Origin of the sequence: Thioclava sp. SK-1 (assembly GCF_001705665.1) — a bacterium.
Taxonomy (GTDB): domain Bacteria; phylum Pseudomonadota; class Alphaproteobacteria; order Rhodobacterales; family Rhodobacteraceae; genus Thioclava.
In genome coordinates this window covers 1-26,631 of sequence record NZ_MDHA01000062.1, presented here as the reverse complement: position 1 = coordinate 26,631, position 26,631 = coordinate 1, and the positions used below count along the sequence as shown (strand labels likewise).

Sequence of the window (26,631 nt, the reverse complement as noted above, 5' to 3'; positions counted from 1 at the left end):
TGGTCGACAAGATGGTGCATCTGATCAAACTCTGTGTTGGGGCTGAAAAGGTCGAAGATCTGCTGGAATGGCAGGCGCAGCGATATGGTGACGGCCCGGCCGCGCATGTCACGCGAATGTGGCCCAAACGCGGTGATGAAATCTTGGACGGCGGTTCGCTGTATTGGGTGTTTAAGGGGGCTGTGCTAGCCCGGCAGAAAATTATCGGTCTGGAAGAACGGGTGGGCGAAGATGGGATTACCCGCTGCGCCATCATTCTGGACCGTACTGTGGTCCGCACGGAGGCGCTGACCCGCCGCCCCTTCCAAGGGTGGCGCTATCTGAAACCTGAAGACGCCCCCAAAGACCTGAAGGCGGGCAAAACCCGCGAAGAGCCCCTGCCACGTGAATTGCTGACGGCCTTGTCTGAAATCGGCCTGCGCTAAATCCGCGCAATCCGTCGGGTGCGTGCTTCTGCCTTTGGTTGTGCAACCATCGTGCCTGCGCGGTGGCCGATGGCGTAAAAATATATCGTTTGCCCCGCAGTCAATGATACCACGCACGCATAAGATGTCATCGCGATGTCTCCGGGGCGCCAATTGCATAGCGGGCATCGGCAACCCCTTTTCAATTTGGACTATCACGGCATATGGCCGCCATGCGATCAGAGGGGGAGCAATCGCGTCACCCGACGTGATATTTCGCATCCACGCCGTTGATGGCATCGACATTGCCAGCCGAACGTCCGGCTGGATCAAAAGACGCCCGCAGATAGGTCTCGGCAATGTCTTTTGCCAGCTCTGCACCGATCACTCGCGCACCCATCGTAATGATCTGCGCGTTATTCGATGTCGCCGCTTTGCCGGCAGAATAGGTATCGTGGCACTGTGCGGCGCGAATTCCGGGCACTTTATTGGCGGCCAGACACACGCCAATCCCGGTGCCACAGACCAAGATTGCACGATCGTATGTGCCTGCAATCACAGCATTTGCTACCCGCTCTGACAGCTTGGCATAAAAGGCATCCGGCCCGGACTCGGTGCGCGACACCTCGAATACCTGATGTTGGTCTTTCAAATGGTCCGCCAGAATTTTGGCCAGATCCTCGCCTGCGCTGTCGCCTGCAATCGCAATCTTCATTTTATCGTCCTTTCGCGGTCAGATAACTCCGGCGCATTTGGAAAGAATGTCGAGATAGCCTTCGACACGCCAAGCTGAGCGCCCGATGAATAGCCCGTCGATATGCGGGCATTGGATAAGCTCTTCACAATTCTCAGGGTTGACCGACCCGCCATACAGGCACGCGATCTTGCGGCCCAAAATGTCGCCAGCCACATCGATGATCTCTTTTTGCCGCGCATCGGCATAATCCGATGTTGCGGGAATACCGTTTTCGCCAATCGCCCAGACAGGTTCATAGGCCAATAAAATCGGCGCCGATGACTGATCTACCGTCAACTTGCCCAGGGCGGCACGCACCTGCGCTTCCAACACCTGTTGCGCGCGCCCCGCTTCGCGTTGGGCCAGCGTTTCGCCAATGCAAATCAACGGGGTCAAACCGTGGCGCACCGCAGCCAGTGTTTTCAGCCCCACCGTTTCATCCGTTTCACCGAAATATTCGCGCCGTTCCGAATGGCCAAGTTCGACGATATCCACACCACAATCGGTCAACATCGGTGCCGAGATCTCCCCGGTCCATGCTCCCTGTTCGGCCCAATGCATGTTTTGCGCCCCAACTTTGACCTTGGTGTCAGACAGGATCGAAGCAACCTCTCGCACAGTGGTGAAAGGCGGGATCACAAAGCGCTGTATCCGGGGTGTGTCATCACCGGTTCCGGCCAGGGCACGGGCAAAACCCTGCGCCTGTTTCAGCGTCTTATGCATCTTCCAACTGGTTCCGATCCAATAGTCTGGCGTGGTCATGTGCAGTCCTTTGTTGTGTCAGCAATGGTCAGGGTCAGCCCTGCTGATGTCAGCGCATCCGTCATCCCTGTCGGTGGCGGGGCGTCGGTGATGATGTGATCAAATTCCGATAAGCTGGCGAGCCGATACAGCGCCGCATGACCAAAGCGCAGATGGTTCACCAGCAAGCAGCTTCGCGCGGATTGATCCATCATCGCGCGTTTGGCCCGCACGACGCTTTCATCCATGTGATACACCGCCAAATCCACAACAGCGGGGGAGGAAATAAACACGATATCAGCGCGCAGCTGCGCCAGACTGTCTTCGGTGACTTTACCAAGGTAGGCGTTGAATTTAGACGAAAATACGCCGCCCAAACCGATCAATGTGATGCCGTTTTCACCGCGCAGCGCATCCATGACTGCGCCATTATTGGTAATCACTGTCAGTGGGCGCTTTTCCATCACCATCTGACCCAGAACAGAGGCCATGGACCCGTCATTGATCATCACCGTCATGCCCGGTTCGATCAGCTGCAAAGCAGCCTTTGCCATTGCCGTTTTGGCCGCCCCGCCCTGCCGTTCGCGAAAGCTGAAATCGCTTTCAAACCGCGTGCCAGAGCGGATCGTGGCCCCGCCGCGAATTTTGCGCAAAAGACCTGCCGTTTCCAGCTCATCCAGATCGCGATGCACCGTCATCCGCGACACGCCAAAGCGCTCCGCCAACCGATCCAGATCGACCTCACCCTCTGCGACAAGCAGATCCATGATGGCCTGATGACGATCATCTCGTTTCATAGAATCCTCCGTGGTTTAGAACATCACACATCACATAAATCACGTCAATAATGTTATCTTGAGATTAATGTTGTTACATTTACCACCTTAAGATAACACCAAGGCAGTCGAGGAGGACACCTATGACCAAAGATTCGCCCCATCCAGACATCGCTGCCCGATCTGCGCTAGACCCGTCCGGTTTCGCGCTGGCCAATTGCATCCGTGCCTTGTCCATTGACGCGGTCGAGGCTGCAAATTCGGGCCATCCCGGCGCACCGATGGGAATGGCCGATGCAGCCACTGCGCTGTATCGTGACCATCTGAAATTTGATGCCGCCGACCCGGATTGGCCTGACCGTGACCGTGTTGTCTTGTCCAATGGTCACGCATCTATGATGTTGTATTCACTTCTGTATCTGACCGGATATTCGGATATGACCCTGGACCAGATCCGAAATTTCCGTCAGTTGGGCGCGAAAACGGCAGGCCATCCCGAATATGGCCATGCAAACGGGATCGAGACCACAACAGGTCCGTTGGGGCAAGGTTTGGCAAATGCCGTGGGGATGGCGCTGGCAGAGCGTCGTCTGGCCACGGAATTTGGCGAGGATCTGGTTGATCATCACACCTATGTCTTCTTGGGTGATGGCTGTTTGCAAGAAGGTATCGGGCAAGAAGCCATCTCGCTCGCCGGGCATTTGGGCCTGGGAAAGTTGATCGTGTTATATGATGACAATCAGATCACAATTGATGGGCCGACATCGGTCTCTTTCTCCGAAGATATCCCTGCACGATTGAAGGCCTGCGGCTGGCATGTCCTGCGCTGTGACGGTCATGATATCGGCCAGGTATCGCGCGCGATCGGGGCGGCAAAGGCGCAGACCCACCAGCCGACATTGATCGCGATGAAAACAACGATCGGCTATGGCGCACCAACCAAAGCAGGCACGGCCGGTGCACATGGCGCCCCATTGGGTGCCCAAGAGGCGGCGGCGGCAAAACAGGCATTGGGGTGGACCGCCGCACCATTTGATATCCCACAGGACTTGGCCACCCAGTGGCGCGCCATCGGCAGTAAGGGCCGCGCCGCACGCATCGCATGGCAAGACCGGCATAGCGGCGCCCCGTTGGCGGCCGAATTTGACCGGCGCATGTCGCGCCTGTTGCCTGACAGCTATGGCGCCATGTTGGGCGCGGCCCGGGCAGCCCTGTTTGCCGCGCCGCAAAATGTCGCCACGCGTAAGGCCAGCCAAATCGCGTTACAGGCGCTGGCCCCTGCCCTGCCAGAGCTGATCGGTGGTTCTGCCGATTTGACCGGATCAAACCTGACCCGAGTGTCACAGGTTGACACACAATTTACCGCGCAGAACGCAGGGCGCTATATCGGCTATGGTGTGCGTGAATTTGGCATGGCAGCCGCGATGAACGGAATGATGACACATGGCGGGCTGATCCCATATGGCGGCACGTTTCTGGTGTTTTCAGACTATGCCCGCAATGCGATCCGAATGTCGGCCTTGATGGGGATCGGCACGATTTATGTGATGACACATGACAGTATCGGCCTTGGCGAAGATGGCCCCACACATCAACCGGTAGAGCATCTGGCCGCGCTGCGGGCCATTCCCAATCTAAACACGATGCGCCCGGCAGATGCGGTGGAAACGCTGGAATGCTGGGACATTGCGTTGCGCACGCGCGATGTGCCGTCGCTTTTGGCGCTCAGCCGGCAAGGCGTGCCACAGCTGCGCAAGCAGAACAGCGATGAAAACCTATGCGCCAAGGGCGGATATATTCTGCGCAGCTTTGGTGGGGCGCGTGATTTGACCTTGATCGCCACCGGCACCGAAGTCAGCCTTGCAGTCGCGGCCGCGCAGTTGCTGTTAGATCAAGGCATCAATGCCACCGTCGTATCCCTGCCCTGCTGGCGTTTATTCGATGCACAGCCTGCGTCTTATCGGCAAAAGGTGCTTGGCACCGTACCGCGCCTTGCTGTGGAAGCCGCCAGCACATTCGGCTGGTCGCGCTATGTCGGGAGTGATGAAAATGTGATAGGCATGATGGGTTTCGGCGCCTCTGGCCCTGCTGACGCGCTGTATGAACAATTCAACATCACCTGCGCCGCAATTGTTGCCCGCGCAAAGAATATGGTCACTGCCGATGCCTAACCTATTGACAACTATGCCAAGCGACGGGGATATTACGGCCCCGGCACTGGCGCAATTTTTGGCTGATTGGGCCGGTGACACACCAGTGCGCCGCGCCATCAGCACCATATTAGAGCAGATCGCGACTTCAAGCATCGTCTTGGCCCAACGTCTGTCACAAGGGCGATTGCCCGGCGATCCGACACAGGTGGTCGGCACCAATGAGTCAGGTGATAAGCAAAAAGCGCTGGATATGGCCGCACACCATCATTTTATTGCGGCGCTGCGCGGACATTCCATTGCGAAGATCATTTCTGAAGAAGCCGATGACGTGATCGCGCTGGACCCAGATGGGCAGTTTGATCTGGCGATTGATCCGATCGACGGCTCGGGCAGTATTGGCATTGGTGCGCCATTGGGGGCGCTGTTTTGCCTGTTTCCCACCGGCGCCAGCGTTTTGCACGCGGGCGATAAGATCATCGCTGCGGGATATGTGTCCTTCGGGCATTCGGTTGATTTCGGGTTCAGCACCGGCAATGGCGTCAGCATCGCCACATTGAATCCCCTGACCGGCACATTCCATGTGGACACACCCAGCGTCACATTGCCTGCAGCTACCAAAACCATCGCCTTTAATGCGTCGAACCCGCGCCGCTGGTCGGCCGGGCTGCAAGCGTATATTGCGGATACGATGGCGGGCAAAGACGGCCCGCGCGGGCGCGATTTCAACATGCGCTGGATTGCGGCCGCCGTGGGGGATCTCCACCGCATCTTACGTCAGGGCGGTGTGTTTTTATACCCTGCCGACAGCCGCCCCGGCTATGAGCACGGATTTCTGCGCCTAGCCTATGAGGCATTCCCCATTGCCTTCTTGATGGAGCAGGCAGGCGGTCGCGCAAGCGATGGCACCCGCAGGATTTTGGACCTGACACCGACAGATATTCACGACCGTGTCCCCTTGATATTCGGCAGCCGCGATGAGGTCGCAACGCTGCAAGGATATCTGACACGCACCAGCCCTCAGGAGGACTGAAATGGCCCGCATCACTTTGCGCCAACTTCTCGATCATGCAGCGACACATGGCTATGGTGTGCCCGCGTTCAACATGTCCAATATGGAACAAGGTCTGGCAATTATGGCCGCTGCAGATGCCACGGGCGCGCCGGTGATCTTGCAGGCCAGCCGGGGCGCGCGCGCCTATGCCAATGATGTGGTCTTGGCAAAGTTGATTGATGCCTTGGTGGAAATCTACCCGCATATCCCGGTCTGCATGCATTTGGATCACGGCAATAATCTGGCCACCTGTGTGACGGCAGTGCAGCATGGGTTTACCTCGGTCATGATGGACGGATCGTTGTGCGAAGATGGCACGACCCCGGCCGATTACGCCTATAATGCTGCCGTGACACGCTCGGTGGTACAGATGGCCCATGCCGCAGGCGTGTCAGTGGAGGGCGAACTGGGCGTGCTTGGATCGCTGGAAACCGGGATGGGCGACCAAGAAGATGGCCATGGCGCCACCGGCAAACTGTCCCACGATCAGCTGCTGACCGACCCAGAAGAAGCCGAGCGCTTTGTGCGTGACACCGGGGTTGATGCGCTGGCCGTGGCGATGGGCACCAGCCATGGCGCTTATAAATTCACCCGTAAGCCTGATGGCGACGTGCTGGCGATGGATGTGATCGAGGCAATCCACAAACGCCTGCCCAATACGCATCTGGTTATGCATGGTTCTTCGTCAGTGCCAGAAGCGCTGCGTGAGAAGATCAACGCCTATGGCGGTGACATCAAGCCGACCTGGGGCGTGCCGATGGAGGAAATTCAGCGCGGTATCCGCCACGGCGTGCGCAAGGTCAATATCGACACAGATCTGCGTTTGGCAGCCACGGCAGCGATCCGCAAAACGCTGGTCAGTGATCCGGCGGAATTTGATCCGCGCAAATATCTAAAACCCGCAATGGATGAGATGAAAGCCCAATGTATCGAGAAATTCGAGGCCTTTGGCACCGCAGGTCAAGCAGCAAGCATCCGCAGCGTCTCATTGTCAAAAATGGCGCTGACATATTGATTTAAAATAAGGGTTTCTGTGCCGTTTGGCCATCAAGCCACGCGGCGCAAGCCTATCAGAGCTGCAACAGCGCGCGCGCCGTGCGTTCATCGGTGATCAGCCCGTAAAGCCGCCCGCTGTTTAACACCGCATGAATGGCATTGACCTTCGCCCCGCCGCCAGCCAGTGCAATAATCCGATCATCGCGCGTTTCATCCAAGGACACAGCCAATGTGCGCGAGGTCAGCGTGGTGTCCAAGGCCGTTCCATCACGGTCAAAGAAATGGCCCAGCATCTCTCCTATGCCGCCGATCTTGGAAATCGCGTCAATCTCGGAGGGTTCGATCATGCCAGAGGTCACAAGCTGTGTTTCCGCCTCTACCGTGCCGATGCCAACGATTTTGAGCGTGGCAGTTTCGGCCATTTGAAACACCTCTGCGACACCATGTTGTGACAGCAAAACCTCCCGGTCTTTGGCAGTATTTGCAAAAAATGGCACAGGCATCACATAGGCTTGCGCACCAGTTTTCTCGGCCAGAAGGTGCATGACATCATGTGGGTTGGCCGCGAAATTTCGGGTCAAACCACCCAGAAGGGAGACAAAACTTAGGCCGCGGGTTTGAAATCGCGGCATCATCCGCACGGCCTCGGCCAAGGTGCGGCCATGACCAATGCCGATGATCAGCTCCTCATCGCTTTCCAGCCAGCGCCGCAACCGTGCCGCGCCGGCCAGCCCAAGGGTGCGGAATGGTAGCCCCTCTTCTTCCAGATCAGGCGCCACATCACAGGTCGCCAGATTGAACCGGGCGCACAGCGCCTCTTCCAGTTCAATACATTCGACAATATCGCCCTCAATGCTGACTTTGACCGCGCCATCCGCCACCGCCCGCGCGATCAAACGATGCGCTTTGACAGAGGGAACGCCCAGCCGTTTGGCCACATCGGCCTGACGCAAGCCACCAACATAATGCAGCCATGCCGCACGGATTGCCAATGAGTGTTCGGCATCGGCCGCATGTGGATCCTTGGCCATGGCTTGCCCCCTTCTGTAAGTGTCGCAGCATATCACATGCCGCCAAACCCTGTGCAAATCGCGCAATGAATAGATTTTCATTGGCTGCAAATGGTTTCAAATGCAAGGCCCGCTTTGGCGCTGCCTGCTATGGCCGTAAATCCCCCGCACCGCTGTCAATATGGGGTGCCCAGAACGCCACGCTTTCAGCGATCTGCTCAATCACTTGCCGGTCATTTGGTTCGCGCTCTTTGAAGGACAGCTCAAGACAGATTTCATTGTTCACCGCCCCACCCTGCGCAAAGGCCGCCAACAGCGGCGCAGGCTGGATCGCGCCCTTGGCGTTGAACCCTGCGGTGAAGGGGCGATGGCCAGATTTATCCTGCATCGATTGTTTGATGTGAATGATCGGGCTGACCTGCGGCACGGCACGCGCCCAGGAATAGGGATCGGTATCATCAGGATTGGATGAGGTTACATCGCCATGATCTATATCCGCCATCATCCACATCGGCACAGCCATTTCCGCCGCCGTAAGCCGCGATTGCAGCGCCATCGCAGCAGAGATCGTCTCGCCGAACTCCCGTCCCACGCTCATGGGTTCCCAATACACATATTGCAAGCCGGCGCTTTTGGCATGTTCGGCCACCTGTGCCCAGCAATCGATGGCGATCTGGGTTAGCGCCTCACGTCGGACGGGGTCATCATAATCGCGATAGGTGAAGATCGCGAATTGCGTGCCAACCGATGTTCCGCCCAGATCCGCGATAATATCCGCAAATGTCTTGAACCATTCAATGTAATAGCGCCGGACATCCGCATCGGGATGGCCGAAATGGTTCAACCGCCCATAGGGGCCAGTCATGCCCGATGTCACCTGGCAGCCATAGCGGCGCGCTGCGGCCCCCATGCGCCGCGTCATCTGCCGGATCAGCGGTGCAGGCCAGCTGGGGTTGATAAATTCATGCGTCAACTGAATATCGCGGATACGGATATCGTGCGCGATGGTCTGGATCAGATCCTCGGGATCGGCGAAACGGTTCACCAGTGGATTGGTGTTCAATGACAAACGCAGTGCCATATTACGCGGCCCTCAGATCTGCACAGTTGAACCAGTCGGCAAAGGCCTGCTGCTGTTCTGTGCTTAGATGCAGCCGGTGCTTGGTGCGACGCCACAAGATATCATCGGGGCGCTGCGCCCATTCATGTGTCACAAGATAGCGCGCTTCGGCCTCATAAAGCTGTGCGCCGAAATGGCGCCCCAAATCGGCCAGACAGGTCGCCGTGCCGACAATCAACCCAACGCGTGAGCCGTATAGCCGCCCGTAATGGCGACGCAGGGCACGCGGCATCCACGGGTAGTCGGTTTTCATCTTATTGCGAAACAGCTCGTAATCGGCATTGATCATATCGCCGCCGGGTAGTGGGCTATCGGCGGTCCAATCCAAGCCCATCTTGGGCAAAAAACGCTGGATCTTGTGCAAGCCCCGCTCCGCCAATTCCCGAAATGTCGTAATCTTGCCGCCAAAGATATTCAGCAACGGCGCCCCCCCAGAATCATCGACATCAAATACGTAATCGCGCGTCACCGCCGATGGGTTGCCCTGACCGTCATCGAACAGTGGCCGCACCCCTGAAAATGTGGTCTCGACATCCGCGCGGGTCAGTTCTTCTTTGAAATAGCGGTTCACCGCATCCAGCAGATATTGCACCTCTGTTTCGTCGGCATGCACATCCTCGGCGCGCCCATCATAGGCAATATCGGTGGTGCCGATTAGCGCCTTGTCTCGCTCATACGGGTTAATGAAAATCACGCGCTTGTCGTGATTTTGTACCAAATAGGCATGTTCGCCTTTCCAAAATTTTGGCACGATAACATGGCTTCCCTTGACCAGCCGCACATTGCGCGAGGAATTCCCACCGGTCACACGGTTGATCACATCGCTGACCCATGGGCCCGCGGCATTCACCAGCACTTTTGCCTCAAATTCACGGACCTGTCCGGTTTCGGCATGGGTGGTGGTGACGCGCCAGGCACCATTTTCACGCCGCGCCGAACTGCAGGCCGTACGTGTCAGCACCTGCGCGCCACGTTGCGCGGCATCGAGTGCGTTCAAAACCACCAGACGCGCGTCATCGACCCAACAATCGGAATATTCAAAGCCTTTGCGGTAGATGTCCTTGATCGCACCGCCTTCGGGATCGCGGTGCAGATCCAGCGTGCGGGTGCCCGGCAGCTTTTGCCGCCCCCCCAGATGATCATATAAAAATAGCCCCAAACGTACCAGCCACGCGGGCCGGTCCTGCGGCGAATGCGGCAACACAAAGCGCATCGGCCAAATGATGTGGGGCGCATTGCGCATCAACACTTCGCGTTCAATCAACGCCTCCCGGACCAGCCGAAATTCATAATATTCCAGGTAGCGCAATCCACCATGCACCAGCTTACCCGACCGCGACGAGGTGCCCTCGGCCAGGTCATCTTTTTCACACAGCACCACAGACAGGCCGCGCCCGGCAGCATCACGTGCCATCCCCGCACCGTTGATGCCGCCCCCAATTACAAAAAGATCCACCTTGGGAATATCCGTCATGTTTGTGCTCCTTGGGTCAGGCGTGCGGCGGCCAGATCATCCCAAACCGGGTGTAGCGCGTCGCGGGCCTCCACATATGATGTGTAAAGCCGGTCATAGACCGGGATCAGCGCCGGATCAGGCTGTTCGGCCTGCCCCAGCAAAGGCGTTGTCCATTCCGCGACACAGCTTTCCATATCGCGATAGGCACCGATGGCGACGGCGGCCATCATCGCGCAGCCTGCCGCGCCGGCCTCTTGTCGGGTAGAGACCCGCACCGGCATGTTCAACGCAGCGGCCAAGACCTGGCGCAGCGCATTGGAACGCGCCGCCCCGCCGGTCAGCCGCAGCTCTTGTGGCATTGTTCCCATCGCCGCATAGCAATCGCGCGCCGCCATCCCCAAGCCTTCTACAACTGCACGGATGACATCGGCAAAACGATGGCTGGCAGTCAGGCCGATCAGGCTGGCCCGCGCATTGGCATTCACAAAGGGGCCACGCTCCCCCGCCTCCGAGATATACGGATGATACAGCATCCCACCGGGGGCAGAGCGCGCCATCCACCCATCAATCCGCGCTACAAGATCAGCATGCGATACGGTCGCACCACTTTCGGCCAAAAGATCCTCGGCCATGGCCAGCACCCAATCGATATTCAAAGTCGCCGCCATATTGGTCTGCACCTGGGTGACAAGGTTCTCAATCGGCAAACAGATGACATAGCCCGTCCCCGGTGCATTCAGATGCACTTTATCGGCGGTGACAGCGCGCATATGCACCCCGGTAGAGCCAATCGTGGAACAGGCCGTTCCCGCGTGGCCGGTATGCACGCCAGCCCCCAAAGCGGTCATAACCATATCAACATAGCCAAGGCTGACCGGCGTGCCCGAACGCAGCCCCGTAGCCTGTGCCGCAGCCGGTGTCAGCGCCATGACCTGCTGCGTGCCATCAATGACATCGGGTAAAAGCCGCCGCCGACGCTCCAGCCCCAGCGCGGCAATGACCGTGTCGCTGTAACGGCGGTCGCGGAAATTTCCAAAGGTAAAGGCGGCCTCGGACGGGTCAGTGGCCCGCACGCCTGTCAGATTCAAAAACAGCCAGTCTTTACAATGAAACGCGGTTTCGCTGCTGTCCAATAGACCGGGGCAAATGCGGTCCATATGCGCCAACTGCGCGCCCTGCTGACACGTGTTTAGCCCTGTTCCGGTTGCCTCAAACCGGGCGCGATCCATCGGGCTGGCTGCCAATCGCTGCACAGTTGGTGCCGCCCGTGCATCCAACCACAACCACGCATCGGTGACAGGCGCATCATTTGCGCCCACAAGCCAGGTGCCATCGCCCTGCCCGGTCAGCGCAATCGCCGCCACTCGGGGCGCCAACCGATCCACCTTATCGGCCAATCCGCGCAGCGCCTGCGCACAATCCGCCCATGTCCGCGACATCGATTGCACCGCCGAGCCATCCGTCCCGGTCTGATAGCTATTGCGCACCGATGACACCGCCACTTGGCGCCCGCACAGATCAAAGGCCACTGCCTTGATCACAGATGTCCCCGCATCCACACCGATAATCAGATCGCACCGATCAGACATTGCGGCCCTGTCCAAAGCAGCCCATCACCGCCCCCCATTTTCGTCTGTCGTGATGGCGGCGCAGTCCGGGTGCGCAGTATTGCCTCCAATGCGGTCTCCTCAAACCACACTGCGCCGCATCTTGTGTTTCCGGTGTAGCACAAAAATTTCCTATTTGTGAATTTTTTTGCGGACATCGTAATTTATTTCACCTATGGTCCAGTTATGCCCAAGCCCATGTGGCGCGGCAGATCGCGAACTGACCCATAAGGTTGAGGAGCCTTACAGGCCGCGATTGGGGAAGAATTTAGACAGGTTTCACATGCTCGATGCTTCGTGAGGGGTGCTGTCTTCGCTGCGGCGAAGAGAGCAATGCCCCATTTAGGAAGCGTCCTTTCGGGGAGGGAGGGATCGCAATGACATTGACTGCAACGGCCAGACCCACACAGGTTTCACGTCGCAAGATGATTGCGGGTGCCGCGCTGATTACGTTGATCGGTGCCATCGCGCTGGACACAAAAATCGTGACCATTGGTGGTGAAGATGATCTGCGCCAACAGGCATTTAACCCTGACCTTTTTGGGGCGCAGGAATTTCCACGCATCCGCGACATCATCACGCAACAGGCTGCGGATGCCTCCACGCTGATGCAGGCCCTGCACATGGATAAGGCCGCAGCCATTGCCAAATATGGCACGATGACAGGCGCATTCCCGGTGTTGTCAGTTTCGGTGACCGGCACGGTGGCACCAGGTAAATCGGGGATCTTCCCGATTGTTGTCCATGGTTTGCCCAAAGACGTAAAAATTCGCCTGCAAACCGGCCCGGCCATCAATGGGACCGAACTGCGCGATGCGGTGGGTGATATTGCCTTTGGCGCGTTCAAGAATCAGATCGAATTTCAAGATGCCGGCGCCGGGATCAACCGCGCAATGTCGGCCGCCGTGCTGACCGATTTGGACCGTGCGGCACTGCCGGGCAGGACGGTCTCGGCCACGGGGGCATTCACGATGATCAATCCCAAAAGCTGGCTGATCACCCCGGTATCGCTGCTGGTGAAGGGGTGACGCGGATCATGTCGACATCCGATATCACAGTCGATCAGGTGGTTTTGTCCGCCCGCAATATCGCAAAATCCTTTGGCGCGGTGCAGGCCCTCAAGGGTGTGAACTTCGATATCCACCGTGGCCAGGTCACGACCTTGTTCGGAGAAAACGGGGCCGGAAAATCCACCTTGATGAAAATCCTGTCGGGCGTGCAATTGCCTAGCTCGGGTGAACTGCTGCTGAATGGTGTGCCGGTCCATATCGGTTCTACCGTCGAGGCGCGAGAATTGGGCATTTCCATCATTCATCAGGAACTCTCATTGGCGCCCAATATGACGGTGCGCGACAATGTCTTTATGGGCCGTGAGATCATGGGCCCGATGGGTGTGAATTTCGCTGAAGAAGAACGCCAGTGTCGCGCACTGATGCAAGAGCTGGAAGAAGACATCGATCCGCTGGCATTGGTCGAGGATTTGCGCCTTGGTCAGCAGCAAATCGTGGAAATTGCCCGCGCGTTGTCAGTCAATTCCAATATCTTGATCATGGATGAACCTACATCTGCCCTGTCGGCCGCAGAGGTCGAGGTCTTGTTTAAGGTCATCCATGATCTCAAGGCCAAAGGCGTGTCCATCGTCTATATCTCGCATCACTTGGAAGAGGCTTTGACGATCTCCGATCACGCGGTGGTGCTGCGCGACGGGCAGATGACGGCCTATGCGCCGCGCGCAGATATCGATCTGGACTGGATCGTGCGCAATATGGTCGGAGAGAATTTCGATCTGGGCACACCACCACAAACGCGCTTTGGCCCGCCTGCTTTGGTTATATCCAACCTGAGCGTGCCGATGGCCTCTGGCACGGGGCTGGCGGTGGATCAGCTGGATTTAACCGTGCATAAGGGCGAAATTGTCTGCATTTACGGCTTGATGGGGGCCGGCCGGACCGAGTTGATGGAATGTGCGGCGGGGCGCATTTCTCCCAGCGCGGGCGATGTGCGGCTGAATGATCGCTCGGTCGCACAAATGTCCATCGCACAGCGCATCGATGCCGGGCTGGTTTTGGTGCCCGAAGATCGCCAACGCGACGGGCTGGTGCAAACCATGACCGTGGGCCGCAATCTGTCGCTTGCGTCGATCCGCCGTTTTACCCGGGGGCTGTTCACCCATCTGGGCGCCGAGCGTCAGATTATCGATGCCTCAATCAAAGAAGTGACTGTTAAAACCGATGGCCCGGGCGCGCCCATCGGCTCTTTATCCGGGGGCAACCAGCAAAAAGTGGTGATTGGCAAGATGCTTGTCACCCATCCCGATGTGATTTTGCTGGATGAACCAAGCCGGGGCATCGACATCGGCGCCAAGGCAGAGGTGTTTCGCATTTTGGCCCAACATGCGGCGCAGGGCATGGCCGTTGTCTATTCCACATCAGAGGTCGGCGAATGCCTGTCCATCGCCCATCGGATCCTTGTCATGCGGCGCGGCAAGATCGTCGCACAATTCACCCATGACACCACTAAAGAAGCCATCATGGCCGCATCAGGCGAAAGCCTGGTTGCCTGAGTGACACGCACGGAGAGAGCCACATGACCGATACAACCACGTCCCATTCCGGCGCGAAACCACAGCGCAGTTTCAACATCGCACAAATGCTGCTTGAAGGTCGCGCCTTTTTCGCGCTGATCGCGATTATCCTTGTCTTCTCCTACCTGTCGCCAAATTACGCGACCGTGTCGAATTTTTTGATCATGTCCAATCACGTTGCGATTTTTGGGTTACTGGCAATTGGCATGTTGTTGGTGATCTTGAACGGCGGAATTGATCTGTCGGTCGGTTCGGTTCTGGGCCTGACGGGCGTGTTTTCGGGCTATCTTATGCAGGGCGTTCAGCTAGAGGGCGCGGGGGTGATCCTTTATCCCCCGGTTTGGGTGGTGATCGTTTTGACGCTGGCGCTGGGGGCCTTTGTCGGGTTTTGCAATGGGGTGCTGATCGCATGGTTCAAAGTGCCCGCTTTCGTCGCCACGCTGGGATCGCTATATGTGGCGCGTGGGGTCGCGCTTTTGATGACCAACGGTCTGACTTATAATAACCTTTCAGGCGATGCACTGCTGGGCAATACGGGGTTTGACTGGCTGGGGTTCAACCGTATCGCCGGCGTGCCTGTCGGGGTGATCGTGTTGGTGATCGTGGCGCTATTGGCTGCGATTTTGCTGATGCGCACCGCCTTTGGCCGCTGGCTGTATGCCTCGGGAGGAAATGAACGCGCAGCCGAGCTATCGGGCGTTCCGGTCAAGCGGGTGCAAATCACCGTTTATATGTTGTCGGGCCTGTGTGCGGCCATTGCCGGGCTTGTGCTTAGCTCGCAGTTGACCTCTGCAGGGCCAACCGCTGGCACCACATATGAGCTGACGGCAATCGCTGCAGTGGTTGTGGGCGGTGCGTCCATGATGGGCGGGCGCGGCACAGTGCAAGGCACGCTTTTGGGCGCCTTTGTGATCGGCTTCCTGTCCGATGGGCTCGTGATTGTCGGCGTCAGCTCGTATTGGCAGACGGTGTTTACCGGCGCGGTCATCGTACTGGCTGTCATGCTGAACTCTATCCAATACGGCGGCAAAGGGGCGCGGCGGTAACACAGCCCGCCCCCACCAACCGCCAGAGATTTCGCGACATAAACAGGGCGAGGAGGCCCTGCGCGAATACCTGCCAAAATCGGCACAATCCAAGGGAGAGAATTAAATGCTTACACTGACACGCCGCACGATTATCGCAGCCATTGCCACCGTGCCGCTTTTGGCTGCGGGACAGGCCTTTGCTCAGGATAAGGGCTTGATGTCAATCATCGTCAACGACCCCGCCAACCCCTATTGGTTCACCGAAGGCGAGGTCGCGAAGGCCACCGCGATTGAACTGGGCTATGAGGCCAGCGTATCTGCCCATAAGGGCGATACGAATGTGGAATCCAACCTGATTGATGCGGCGATCACAAACGGTGCCAAGGCGATCATTTTGGATCCAGCCAATGCCGATGGCTCTATCGGTGTGGTGAAAAAGGCCACGGCCGCGGGCATTCCGGTGTTCCTTGTGAATGCCGAAATCAATGAATCCGGCATCGCCAAAGCGCAGCTTGTATCAAATAACGCGCAAGGTGCGGCAATCGGCGCTGTGAAATGGGTTGAGCTGGTAGGTGAGGATGCCGATTACGTCGAATTCTTCGGCAACCCGTCGGATAACAATGCCGCCACCCGCTCCAACGGGTATAATACCGTGCTCAGCCAATATCCCGATCTGACAAAATCTGCGCAAGAGGTCGGGAATTGGGACCGCACCCAAGGCTATAATAAAATGCAATCCATCATTCAGGCCCATCCGGTGATCAATGCGGTCATCTCCGGCAATGATGAAATGGCACTGGGCGCGATTGCCGCGCTGAAAGAGGCGCAGAAACTGGACGGTGTGGTCGTGGGTGGTTTTGATGGATCGCCAGATTCTGTAGAGGCGATCAAGGCCGGTGAGCTGGCCTACACCGTGCTGCAACCGGTCGCGATTTTCTCACGTGAGGCGGTGGTGCAGGCCGATCATTTCATCACCACGGGAACGTTGATGGTTGAGCAGGAAAAGCAGTTGTTTGATTGCCTGTTGATCACGCCCGACAATGTCGCAAATTACACCGCGCCCTTCACATTGTCCGAATAACACATCGGCCCATACCCCCTGAAGGCACGCTGTAACAGCGTGCCTTTGACAGGGTTTTCGCGCCAAGCCCGCCCCCAAGACAGCCTTGCGGGTGCCAACCTCCCGGTGCCAAATCAGTTGCAAGATCGGCGCCGTGTCTTTGCGGCACGCGAAAGCTGTGCAATGGTCGCGCGCGGGGTCAAAATTGGGGGGCTGGGCCAATGCTGAAAGACATCAACCTGAATGCGATGAACCATTTTGAGGCGGTCGCGCGGCTTGGCGGCATCTCTCGCGCGGCAGAGGAATTAGGCGTATCCCCTTCCGCCGTCAGTCAACAAATTCGTCAGTTTGAACAACAGTTTGGTGTTCGACTGTTTCGGCGCGACAAACGTCGGTTGTCGTTGACGCTGGACGGAGAGCGGCTGTTTCAAACCACCACACAAGCGTTTCGCATGATGCGCGATGTGCGTTCTGCCATTCAACGCCAACGGCAAAACCGGCATTTCATTTTACGCGTGTCGCCCTCTTTCGCGGTGCGTTGGCTGTCGCCCCGGCTGAATGCGTTTTTGGCGCTGGCCCCTGATTGGGATATCCGCATAGACGCCGCGCCCGATTTTTCGGATTTTGAAACCGAAGTGGTGGATTTGGATTTACGCTATGGCGAAGGCGGCTGGTCGGGGCTGCATCAACAGCCTGTGGTGCATGATCTGGTGTTGCCAATGTGTTCGCCCGGCTACTTGGCCCAATTGCGCGCACGATCCGACGATCCGATCGGGCAATTGCTGCAAGCGCGTTTGATCGATTCCGTCAAAACCCATTGTCGTTGGGATTTTTGGCTTGCTCAACAAGGCGTTATGGGCGAACGCATGGTATATCCACTGCGATTTGATCGGTCCTCTATGGCGATCCAGCTGGCGGCGGATGGTGCGGGTGTGGTGTTGGAAAGCACCACACTGGCGTTGAATGAACTGGAAAGCGGCGCGCTGGTCCCGCTGTCCACCGCGTTTGAGGTGATCCGCTTTCCTGCCTATTGGCTGGTCGCGCCATCGCGCCATACCAGCCGTCGGATCGTTCGCATTTTTTCGGAGTGGATGCGCGATGAGGGGGCTGCACATGATGCGCGTGCCACAGCATTGATGGCGCGGCTGGACTGTAAGATCAAAGATCAACGTGGCCGAAAGCTGCCGGGTGAGGAATATCTGCCCGATGAAGAAGGCGACGCAGATGCATCACGCGAAACAGATGAAAGCTGATCACGCCCAGCCTGCGTTCAAACGCCCCACCCTGCACATCACAGCACGACAGGGCGCTTGGATTATTTAATAGATGGTCAGGGCCGGGACAAAGGATATCAACCCAAGCACCACAATCGCCACCAGATAGAACGGCGCAAGGGCGCGCACGACCTCCATCACACCCACGCGCGCGATCGCCGCCGAGATAAACAAGGTTGTTCCCACAGGCGGGGTATACAGGCCGATGGACAAATTCACGACCATCATCAGCCCCAATTGCACCGGGTCCAAACCGATGGTGTTGCCGATGGTCACGAATAACGGACCCAGCAACAGCACTGCTGCAGGCAGATCCAAAAATGCACCCACGATCAACATCACCACATTCAGTGCGATGATCACGATCCAGGGCGCGCTGATCGTCGCGGCAACCCAGGCCGCAAGATCCTGCGGCACCCGATCCGCCGTCAGCAGCCATTGGATCGTCGAAGATGCCATGATGATGAACATGACTGCACCTGTCATCATGGCCGTTTCTACCAGTGCTGACCACAAGGCCTTAGCATCCAGATCGCGGTAGATAATACCACTGACCAACAGTGCATAGGCCACGGCGAGCACGCTGACCTCGGTCGGGGTGGCAATGCCAAAGCGCAACGTGCCAATGACAAAAATCGGCATCAACAACGCAGGAATTGCGCTGAAGATCTGGCTGCGAAACGCCTTGAATCCACCCGCCAAAGGCGAACGTGGCAGATTGCGCCGCTGTGCCACGATGGCCACCGCGATGAACATCCCGCCGCCCAACAGGACACCGGGCAGAATTCCGGCCACGAACAGATCAATGATCGATGTGTTTGACACCAAACCATATAGGATCAGCGGGATTGATGGCGGGATCAGCACCGACACGGTCGAGGATGCAGAATTGATCGCGCCCGAAAATCCACCCGGATATCCTTCGGCCTTTTGCACCGGGATCAGCGCATTGCCCATCGCCGTGGCATCCGCCACCGCCGAGCCAGATACACCGCCAAACATAACCGAGCCCAGGATCGACACCTGGCCCAATCCGCCCTTGAAATTCCCCACGACCAGACGCGCGATATTGACCAGATATGTGCCAAACCGCCCCGCCATCATCAGGTTCCCTGCAAGGATGAAAAACGGTACTGCCAACATCGGAAAGCTTTGCGTGGGCGTGTACAGCCGCTGCGCAATCACTGCCAGCGGTTTGCCATCCATCCACAGCGCAAAGGCCACACCGCCCAACATCGCATGTGCCACCGGCACCGCCAGCGCCAATAGCACAAAGAAGACAATTATCATGAAACCGGCCATTGCAACCTTTCCCTCAGCTTAGGCTGGCATGTGCCGGGTCCGTGTCGCCCAGCGACAGCCCCCCAAGCACCAGCACGATATCAAGCACAGCGATCACCGCCATTGCCGCAAAGGCATAAACCATGCTGGAATAACCCCAGATCGCCTTGACCCCCAGCGTCGACAGGGTTTGAAATGTCGATGCCCGTAAGATCGGCTGGCTGGACCACAGCACCGACAGGGAAATGACGACGATCGCCACTTCGATGAATAAGATCAGCATACGCCGCGTTCCCGCCCCGGTCATTTCCGGCAGCAAAGTAATCGCGATATTGCGCGCCCGGGCTGAGGCAATGACGATCCCGCCTGCCACCAGCCACGGCAGCAAAACCGCATGAACTTCATAGGCCCAAGGCAGGCCGGTTCCCATCGTGTAGCGCAGCAAAACATTGATCAAAAGCGCAATGAACAATGTGACCAGTGCCGCGGCTGCGATCAGTTTCCCTGACCATTCCAGCAGCGCGATTGCCCCACGCGCCAGCGACAGGAAGGGGCGTTGCCGCCCCTTCGCATTGGATGAACCAGTCATGCTGGTCTGTTGGGTCGCGTTCATTGCAGCCCTGCTGCTTTTTTTAGATCGGACACCAGATCGGGGAAGGTCTCGGCATATTTGTCATAGACCGGCATCGTCGCCTTTATATAGGCATCGCGGTCGGCATCCGCGAATTTTGCCCCATCGGCCTCCATGACCGGGCGCAGCTCTTGATCAGCCTGCAATGACATTTGGCGTTGCATTTTTCCGGCCTGTGCCGTGGCTTCTAATGCGCAGCCCTGCGTTGCCTCATCCAGACCCTGCCACCACATCAGGCTGGCCACGATCGGGGTGCTTTCATATTTATGACCCGTCATGGTGATATATGGGGTGATTTCTTGTAGCTTGGCCGAGTTGATATTGGTCAGCGGGTTTTCTTGCCCGTCAAATACCCCCGATTGCAGCGCCGAAGGCAGTTCCGACCATGCCAATGGCGCAGGTGAGGCGCCAAGCGCGCTGAAGATGTCAATTGTCATCTGATCCGGTGGTGTGCGGATTTTTAACCCCTTCAGATCGGCAGGCTCGGTCACGAATTTACTGGTGGTGGTGGCGTTACGAATGCCATTGTCCCAAAATCCCAGTATTTTAAGACCCGCATTTTGCGCATCTTCATCAAGGGTTTGACCCACCGGGCCATCCAATACTTCCCATGCGGTGGGAAGATCCTTGAACAAGAACGGCAAACCCAGAAGGCCAATTTCAGGCACGATCTGCGCCATTGGCCCCTGGCTATTGGCCGTAACCTGGATCACACCCCCTGCGGCAGAGGTCAGCATTTCCGCATCATCGCCCATCGTGGAGGACGGCGCGACATTCACGCTATCGGCACCGCCGGTGCATTGGGTGAACAGCTCAGCCCATTTTTCCGCCGCAACATAGCGTGGATTGCCCGGATTCGCGCCATGGGCAAAGATCACCTCTTCGGCGACGGCGGGAATGGCCACGGACATCGCGGTCGCGCCCAGCAGCGCAAGCGTCATCAATTTATGCATTCGTCTCTCTCCCTTATGATCGGGCGGCCTCCTCGCCGCCCCGTCAGTTGCTCTGACGTATCCCCGATCCGCACCTATGGATCAAAGGTTTAACTGGCTGCCCACAGGGTTCAACCGCGAACAGCCCCTAGGGCAGCGCTTAATGGATAAGCGAGCCGCCATTCACATCGACCTCGGATCCTGTGCAATAGGACGACAGGTCAGAAGCCAAAAACAACGCGCATCCTGCAACATCATCTGCCGTGCCCGCCCGGCCCATCGGGATCCCTTCCAACACGGTTTCGCGCATCTGTGGTGTCAGTTTCCCAGCGGTGATATCTGTGGCGATGAAGCCCGGGCAAATCGCGTTGACGCGCACGCCATCAGGGGCCAGTTCACGTGCCATTGCCTTGGTCAGGCCCAGAATTCCCGCCTTGGCGGCAGAATAATGCGGCCCACCAAAGATGCCGCCCCCGCGCTGCGCGGAAACAGACGACAGGTTGACCACAGCCCCGGTCTGGCGCGCGCGCCAATGCGGGATCAGTGCCTGCGTCATATATAGCGTGCCGCGCAGGTTCACATCTGTCACCGCATCATAGTTTTCGGGCATGATCTCCATGATCTTTAACGGCTGGGTGATCCCGGCATTGTTGACCAAAATATCCACTGCGCCCCATTGTGCGATCACAGCATCTGCCGCCGTCTGGCACGCGGATTTATCGGTGACATCACAGGCCAGACCGACATGGCCCGATCCGGGCAGATCCGCAGCTGCCGCCTTGGCTTGGCCTTCATCCAGATCCAGGATCGCCACGCGCGCCCCGTGCTGGGCAAACATCACTGCGGTGGCTTTGCCCAGTCCACGCGGGCCGGCAGCGCCCGTGATAACGGCATATTTTCCCTCAAGCAGTCCCATTCTCATCCTTTCAAACTGTCATGTCGTGACATCGGGCGGCCTATAGCCAGCCACGAATTTTTTGCGCGATGCTTGCGGTGTCCAAGCCATACATCTTGTGCAATGTGGGCAGCGCCCCGGCCTCTAGGAACGCGTCGGGCAGCGCGATTTGGCGATAGGTCGGGGTGACACCGGCGTGCAGCAAACAACGTGCCACGGCTTCGCCCAGCCCCCCGATTTCGGAATGGTTCTCCGCCGTGACCAGCAGCCGCCCCTTTGCGGCCTGCTCCAAGATCGTCTGCGTGTCTAACGGCTTGATCGTGGGCACATGCAGCACACCGACATCGACCCCATCTGCCGCCAACAGCTCGGCCGCATCCAAGGCGCGCATCGTCATAATGCCAGAGGACACAACCAGCACATCACTGCCGTCGCGGATCATCTGGGCACGGCCTAGCTTAAACTGATAATCCGGCTTGTAACGGGTCAGAACCGAAGGCACTTTGCCCCGCAGCAGCCGCGCATAGACTGGCCCGTCATGGGCCACCATTGCCGGCACCATCTGCGCCATATCCGTCGCATCGCATGGATCCAAAATCGTCAGATTGGGCAAGCCGCGGAAAATCGCCAGATCCTCCGTTGCCTGATGGCTGGGCCCATAGCCCGTCGTCAGCCCCGGTAGGCCGCAGATGATCTTAACCGGCAGGTTTTCTTCGGCAATTGCCATACAAATGAAATCATAGGCCCGGCGAGAGGCAAACACGGCGTAGGTCGTCGCAAAGGGAATAAACCCCTCATGCGCCAAACCAGCCGATGCAGACATCAGCAATTGCTCTGCCATACCCATTTGATAGAACCGATCCGGATAGGCCTGCGCGAACACATGTAGATCGGTGTATTTGGCCAGATCCGCCGTAAGGCCAACGATCCGGCTGTCTGTCTTTGCTGCTGCGACGAGCGCATGCCCAAACGGGGCCGAGACAGTGTCGTAACCTTCGGCGGCCAAAGATGCGATCATCGCACTGGTGGCCACTTTGGTTTCGGGCGCGGTGCGGGGGGTATATTTGCGGGCACGTGCAGCGGCGGTCATAGCGGCATCTCCTCATCCAAAATGGTCAGGGCGCGCGCCCATTCATCAGGGTCGACACGCACGAAATGCGTCATCTCCCGGCGTTCCAGAAACGGAATGCCTTTGCACATTTTGGTGTTGCAGATAATCACCCGCGGTCGGGCGCCCTGATCACAACGTGCGGCATCAAATGCAGCGGTCAGCGCGGTCAGGTCATTGCCGTCCACCTCTTGCGCGTGCCAGCCAAAGGCGCGCCACTTCGGCGCTTCGGGGCCAACAGCCAGCGCGTCGCGGCTTGGCCCATCGGCCTGTTGATTGTTGAAATCCACAATGCAGATCAGGTTCGACAGCTGATGCTGTGTGGCCGACATCACGGCCTCCCAGGTAGAGCCCTCGCCCAGCTCCCCATCTGACATCAGGTTATAAACGAATTGATCACCGCCCTTGGCACGTAAGCCCAATGCCATGCCCACCGCGATGCCCAAACCATGCCCCAACGAGCCGCCTGTGATTTCCATCCCCGGGGTGTAAGACGCCATACCAGACATTGGCATGCGGGAATCGTCCATCCCATAGGTGTTAATCTCATTTTCCGGCAAAATTCCCGCTTCGATCAGCGCCGCATATAACGCGATGGCATAGTGCCCAATGGAGAGCAAGAAGCGGTCACGCCCGTCCCATTCGGGATCTTCGGGCTGAAACCGCATCGCGTGAAAATAGGACACGGCCAGAACATCAGCCACACCCAGCGCCTGTCCAACATAGCCTTGTCCTTGCACCTCGCCCATTTGCAAGGCCTTGCGGCGAATACCCCAGGCACGACGTGCCAAAGACATGTTCGACCGCGCGTCAGCGGTAATTTGTGGCATAGATCCTCCCTTGCGGCCGGTCCTCCTCAGCCGCGATCTGCACCGACAATTGCAAACCCCTACCCTTCAAAACAAGAAAGGAAGCTTAAAGTTTCGTGAAGTATTTCTTCACAAATTTACAGTCAGTTTCGATGTCGTGGTTTGGATTTCCCCGCTAAGCAAAAAGGCAGGAGCACCGTGACAGGCGCATGAAAGCGGCCGTCGCGGGAAGAAACGGGAGGATATTATGAAACTAGGATTGGGCAGTTATGCCTATCGCTGGTCGATCGGGATTAAGGATCAGCACCCGGACAAGCCATTGGATGCGTTCGATCTTTTGGACCGCGCTTCTGCGCTTGGTCTGCAGGTTGTGCAATATGCCGACAATATGCCGCTGGACCGCTACACCCCTGCGCAGCATGAAGCATTGTATGAGAGAGCCCGTGAAAAGGGCCTGACACTGGAACTGGGAACGCAGTGTTTCGACGCGCAAGAAGTCGACCGCTATATCGGGATAGGTCAGCGTATCGGGGCGAAGATCATGCGCGTGGCCCTGGATGAGGCCGATGGCCATATCTCTGTGCGCGATCTGGCGCAGCAATTGCTTCCGCGTGTGCAGCGCGCCCGTGATGCGGGTATGAAAATCGCGATTGAGAACCATTTCAATTATCCCAGCCCGCGTATGGTCGAACTGCTGACCGAAGTGGATGACGATCATCTGGGTGTTTGTCTTGATGTGGCCAATTCCATCTGTGCCAATGAATGGCCCGAAGACACCGTGCGCCTGTTGGCCCCGTGGACGATCAACCTGCACCTAAAGGATTATGAGATCACCCCAGACCCCTATGGCGTTGGGTTTCGCATTCATGGTGTGCCGCTGGGCACCGGACGCGCGCCCATCGCATGGATCCTAGCGCAGTTGCAGCACTGCCCACCGGATATGAGCGTGATCTTGGAACATTGGCTGATGTTGGAGGGCGCGACATTGCAAGACGCAATCGCCAAAGAACAGCCTTGGATTGAACAGACTGTCGCTGCGGCGCAGGTCTTTGTGGCGGGACGATAAGATGACACAGATTATTCGCACCAAGAAACTGATCAATGCACCCCAAGACATCATCGCGCAGGCCATCGAAGGCATGCTTGCAGCCCATCCCGATCTGCTGCGCGCCGATGGCGCTACACAGCGCGCAATTGTCGCTAAGGACGGGCCGCGCGATGGCAAGGTCGGCATCGTTATCGGTGGTGGCTCGGGCCATGAACCCGCTTTTGCGGGCTATGTCGGGCGCGGGCTGGCGGATGCGGCGGCGGTCGGAAATGTGTTTGCCTCCCCCTCGCCCGAACATATCATGGATGCGGCGCGGGCCGTGGATGGTGGCGCGGGCGTGATGTTCCTTTATGGCAATTACACCGGCGATGTAATGAATTTCGACATGGCGGCAGAGGAATGCGCTGATCTTGGTATTCCGGCCCGCTCAGTTCAGGTCTGTGATGACGTTGCCTCGGCGCCCAAAGGGCGCGAACCAGAGCGGCGCGGAATTGCTGGGGATTTCTTCGTATTCAAAATTGCCGGGGCTGCGGCAGAGGATGGCCGCGATCTGGACGGCTGCTACCGTGCCGCCCGCCATGCCAACGACAATTGCCGGTCCATGGGCGTGGCACTCAGCCCATGTTCGCTGCCACAAACCGGCCATCCCAATTTTGATCTGGGCCCGACCGAGATGGAAATCGGCATGGGCATTCATGGCGAGCCAGGAATGCGGCGTGGACCGTTGGATACCGCTGATCAGGTCACAGATGAACTGATGGACGCGATTTTCGCCGATATGGACCTGCAAGCAGGGCAGGAAGTCGCAGTTCTGGTAAACGGCCTTGGTGCCACCAGCCAGTTGGAACTGTATCTGATCCACCGCCGGGTAGCGCAGCTATTGGATCAGCGACAGATCACGATTCACCACAGTTGGGTCGGGGAATATTGCACATCGCTGGAAATGGCTGGCGCCTCTGTCACGTTGCTCAAGCTGGATCCGGATCTGAAAGCCCTGTTGGATATGCCTTGCAAAACCCCTGCACTGACCGTGGGCGGGGCCTTGCCGCCCAGCGGTGTCCTGACCAAGCGAACCCACGCCACAAGCGGCACCGCACCGGAAAAATCCGATGTGCCTTTGGCACAGGACGGCCCGGTGACACCGCAAATTTTCCGGCAAATGATGGATGATGTGGCGCAGGCCATCCATAGCAATCGTGACTGGCTGTCGCAGTTGGATGGGGTGATTGGGGATGGTGACCATGGGGTGACGATGGATATTGGCTGGACCGCGGTGCGCGCGACCCTTCATGGACCTGACGATCAAACGATCAGCCAGATCAGCGCGGATATGGCCAAGGCGTTTTTGGATGCGGTGGGCGCATCCTCTGGCCCGCTATATGCCTCGGCGTTTCGCAAGGCAGGTGAGGCCGTCGCAGATCGGCGCAACCTGAATGCCACCGCCATCGTCGCTTGGCTTGAGGGGCTGTGCACCGGTATCCAATCCCGCGGCGGCGCCCAGGTCGGGGATAAGACCATGATCGATGCATGGGTGCCTGCCGTGGCCAAAGCCCGCGAGGCATTGCAGGCGGGCAAAGATGTGCTGGCCTGTCTTGAGGCCGCAAGTCTGGGCGCGAAGAACGGGCGCGATTACACTGCCGATATCGAAAGCCGACGCGGGCGGTCGGCGAAGTTGGGTCTGCGCTCCATCGGGCATGTGGATCCCGGCGCGGCCTCGGCGCATCTGATTCTGGTCGCGATGACCAAGGCATTGCGCCCTTGAAAACGCCCAAAACTGTTGATTGTCACTGAGAACTGACCCGGTAGCCCCATAAATTGTCACTGAGAATTGACCCATGTGAACACACGTCCCCGACGGTTTTGGTTGGGGGGATTTGGAGTGATCGACATGGGATTTTTGAGTGTCATTCGACGCTGGGCATTGCGTGACA

Annotated in this window: 24 protein-coding genes; 11 read left to right on the top strand and 13 right to left on the bottom strand. The window is 57.9% G+C overall.

Annotation, left to right across the window (positions count from 1 at the left end; translation table 11 throughout):
• Nucleotides 1–11: 11 nt before the first annotated feature.
• Nucleotides 12–425, top strand: coding sequence for a DUF1489 family protein (locus tag BFP70_RS14760; protein ID WP_066012424.1), 414 nt, complete (start codon nucleotides 12–14; stop codon nucleotides 423–425).
• Between the two features lie 238 nt (nucleotides 426–663).
• Here the strand turns inward: BFP70_RS14760 and BFP70_RS14755 are convergent, their stop codons facing one another.
• Genes BFP70_RS14755 through BFP70_RS14745 form a run of 3 tightly spaced genes read right to left on the bottom strand, consistent with a single transcriptional unit; the run spans nucleotide 664 to nucleotide 2,678 of the window.
• The gene (locus BFP70_RS14755; protein WP_066012423.1) at nucleotides 664–1,119 is read right to left on the bottom strand and encodes an RpiB/LacA/LacB family sugar-phosphate isomerase; all 456 of its coding nucleotides are present in this window, start codon (nucleotides 1,117–1,119) and stop codon (nucleotides 664–666) included.
• Between the two features lie 18 nt (nucleotides 1,120–1,137).
• A complete protein-coding gene (locus tag BFP70_RS14750) occupies nucleotides 1,138–1,902 on the bottom strand; it encodes a triose-phosphate isomerase (RefSeq protein ID WP_066012422.1) in 765 nt (254 codons plus the stop codon).
• On the bottom strand, nucleotides 1,899–2,678 hold the full coding sequence (locus BFP70_RS14745; RefSeq protein ID WP_066012421.1) for a DeoR/GlpR family DNA-binding transcription regulator: 780 nt from the start codon (nucleotides 2,676–2,678) through the stop codon (nucleotides 1,899–1,901). The genes BFP70_RS14750 and BFP70_RS14745 overlap by 4 nt, the downstream gene beginning before the upstream one ends.
• A gap of 122 nt (nucleotides 2,679–2,800) precedes the next feature.
• Between BFP70_RS14745 and tkt the strand changes: the two genes are divergently transcribed.
• The 3 genes from tkt to fba are packed head-to-tail and all read left to right on the top strand — an operon-like array spanning nucleotide 2,801 to nucleotide 6,876.
• A complete protein-coding gene (tkt, locus tag BFP70_RS14740; RefSeq protein ID WP_083217536.1) occupies nucleotides 2,801–4,828 on the top strand; it encodes a transketolase in 2,028 nt (675 codons plus the stop codon).
• Nucleotides 4,829–4,841: 13 nt separating this feature from the next.
• Complete coding sequence (locus tag BFP70_RS14735; protein WP_218059682.1) at nucleotides 4,842–5,840, top strand: class 1 fructose-bisphosphatase; 999 nt, start codon at nucleotides 4,842–4,844, stop codon at nucleotides 5,838–5,840.
• 1 nt (nucleotide 5,841) lies between these two features.
• Nucleotides 5,842–6,876, top strand: coding sequence for a class II fructose-bisphosphate aldolase (gene fba / locus BFP70_RS14730; RefSeq protein ID WP_066012419.1), 1,035 nt, complete (start codon nucleotides 5,842–5,844; stop codon nucleotides 6,874–6,876).
• A 55-nt stretch (nucleotides 6,877–6,931) separates the two neighbouring features.
• On the opposite strand, the gene BFP70_RS14725 is transcribed toward fba, so the two are convergent.
• From BFP70_RS14725 to BFP70_RS14710, 4 genes are all read right to left on the bottom strand, one after another.
• Nucleotides 6,932–7,888, bottom strand: a complete 957-nt coding sequence (locus BFP70_RS14725) for a sugar-binding transcriptional regulator (protein WP_066012418.1) — start codon at nucleotides 7,886–7,888, stop codon at nucleotides 6,932–6,934.
• A 127-nt stretch (nucleotides 7,889–8,015) separates the two neighbouring features.
• Nucleotides 8,016–8,948, bottom strand: a complete 933-nt coding sequence (locus BFP70_RS14720) for a sugar phosphate isomerase/epimerase (RefSeq protein ID WP_066012417.1) — start codon at nucleotides 8,946–8,948, stop codon at nucleotides 8,016–8,018.
• Nucleotide 8,949: 1 nt separating this feature from the next.
• The gene (locus BFP70_RS14715) at nucleotides 8,950–10,461 is read right to left on the bottom strand and encodes a glycerol-3-phosphate dehydrogenase (RefSeq protein ID WP_066012416.1); all 1,512 of its coding nucleotides are present in this window, start codon (nucleotides 10,459–10,461) and stop codon (nucleotides 8,950–8,952) included.
• Nucleotides 10,458–12,032: an FGGY-family carbohydrate kinase gene (locus BFP70_RS14710; protein ID WP_066012415.1), complete on the bottom strand. Its 1,575-nt coding sequence runs from the start codon at nucleotides 12,030–12,032 to the stop codon at nucleotides 10,458–10,460. Before BFP70_RS14710 ends, BFP70_RS14715 begins: the two co-directional genes overlap by 4 nt.
• Nucleotides 12,033–12,427: 395 nt before the next feature.
• On the opposite strand from BFP70_RS14710, the gene BFP70_RS14705 reads away from it, so the two are divergent.
• The 5 genes from BFP70_RS14705 to BFP70_RS14685 all read left to right on the top strand — a co-directional run bounded on the left by BFP70_RS14705 (nucleotide 12,428) and on the right by BFP70_RS14685 (nucleotide 17,975).
• Nucleotides 12,428–13,078 carry a DUF2291 family protein gene (locus BFP70_RS14705; RefSeq protein ID WP_066012414.1) on the top strand — a complete coding sequence of 217 codons (651 nt, stop codon included), beginning with the start codon at nucleotides 12,428–12,430 and terminating at the stop codon, nucleotides 13,076–13,078.
• An 8-nt stretch (nucleotides 13,079–13,086) separates the two neighbouring features.
• Entirely contained in the window at nucleotides 13,087–14,613 is a 1,527-nt protein-coding gene (locus tag BFP70_RS14700; RefSeq protein WP_066012413.1) for a sugar ABC transporter ATP-binding protein, read from the top strand.
• Between the two features lie 23 nt (nucleotides 14,614–14,636).
• Nucleotides 14,637–15,680, top strand: coding sequence for an ABC transporter permease (locus tag BFP70_RS14695; protein WP_066012412.1), 1,044 nt, complete (start codon nucleotides 14,637–14,639; stop codon nucleotides 15,678–15,680).
• 106 nt (nucleotides 15,681–15,786) lie between these two features.
• Complete coding sequence (locus BFP70_RS14690; RefSeq protein ID WP_066012411.1) at nucleotides 15,787–16,743, top strand: D-ribose ABC transporter substrate-binding protein; 957 nt, start codon at nucleotides 15,787–15,789, stop codon at nucleotides 16,741–16,743.
• Nucleotides 16,744–16,943: 200 nt separating this feature from the next.
• Nucleotides 16,944–17,975 carry a LysR substrate-binding domain-containing protein gene (locus BFP70_RS14685; protein ID WP_066012410.1) on the top strand — a complete coding sequence of 344 codons (1,032 nt, stop codon included), beginning with the start codon at nucleotides 16,944–16,946 and terminating at the stop codon, nucleotides 17,973–17,975.
• Between the two features lie 66 nt (nucleotides 17,976–18,041).
• On the opposite strand, the gene BFP70_RS14680 is transcribed toward BFP70_RS14685, so the two are convergent.
• From BFP70_RS14680 to BFP70_RS14655, 6 genes are all read right to left on the bottom strand, one after another.
• Nucleotides 18,042–19,286, bottom strand: coding sequence for a TRAP transporter large permease (locus tag BFP70_RS14680; RefSeq protein ID WP_255356725.1), 1,245 nt, complete (start codon nucleotides 19,284–19,286; stop codon nucleotides 18,042–18,044).
• Nucleotides 19,287–19,311: 25 nt separating this feature from the next.
• A complete protein-coding gene (locus BFP70_RS14675) occupies nucleotides 19,312–19,866 on the bottom strand; it encodes a TRAP transporter small permease (protein WP_141693219.1) in 555 nt (184 codons plus the stop codon).
• Nucleotides 19,867–19,886: 20 nt separating this feature from the next.
• The gene (locus tag BFP70_RS14670) at nucleotides 19,887–20,861 is read right to left on the bottom strand and encodes a TRAP transporter substrate-binding protein (RefSeq protein WP_066012407.1); all 975 of its coding nucleotides are present in this window, start codon (nucleotides 20,859–20,861) and stop codon (nucleotides 19,887–19,889) included.
• A gap of 139 nt (nucleotides 20,862–21,000) precedes the next feature.
• Entirely contained in the window at nucleotides 21,001–21,756 is a 756-nt protein-coding gene (locus tag BFP70_RS14665; protein ID WP_066012406.1) for an SDR family NAD(P)-dependent oxidoreductase, read from the bottom strand.
• A 40-nt stretch (nucleotides 21,757–21,796) separates the two neighbouring features.
• Nucleotides 21,797–22,825 carry a transketolase family protein gene (locus tag BFP70_RS14660; protein WP_066012405.1) on the bottom strand — a complete coding sequence of 343 codons (1,029 nt, stop codon included), beginning with the start codon at nucleotides 22,823–22,825 and terminating at the stop codon, nucleotides 21,797–21,799.
• On the bottom strand, nucleotides 22,822–23,673 hold the full coding sequence (locus BFP70_RS14655; protein WP_066012404.1) for a transketolase: 852 nt from the start codon (nucleotides 23,671–23,673) through the stop codon (nucleotides 22,822–22,824). The genes BFP70_RS14660 and BFP70_RS14655 overlap by 4 nt, the downstream gene beginning before the upstream one ends.
• Nucleotides 23,674–23,899: 226 nt before the next feature.
• Here BFP70_RS14655 and BFP70_RS14650 point away from each other — a divergent pair, with 226 nt between their 5' ends.
• Nucleotides 23,900–24,718 carry a sugar phosphate isomerase/epimerase gene (locus BFP70_RS14650; RefSeq protein WP_066012403.1) on the top strand — a complete coding sequence of 273 codons (819 nt, stop codon included), beginning with the start codon at nucleotides 23,900–23,902 and terminating at the stop codon, nucleotides 24,716–24,718.
• Nucleotide 24,719: 1 nt separating this feature from the next.
• Complete coding sequence (gene dhaL / locus BFP70_RS14645; protein WP_066012402.1) at nucleotides 24,720–26,462, top strand: dihydroxyacetone kinase subunit DhaL; 1,743 nt, start codon at nucleotides 24,720–24,722, stop codon at nucleotides 26,460–26,462.
• Nucleotides 26,463–26,631 lie beyond the last annotated feature (169 nt).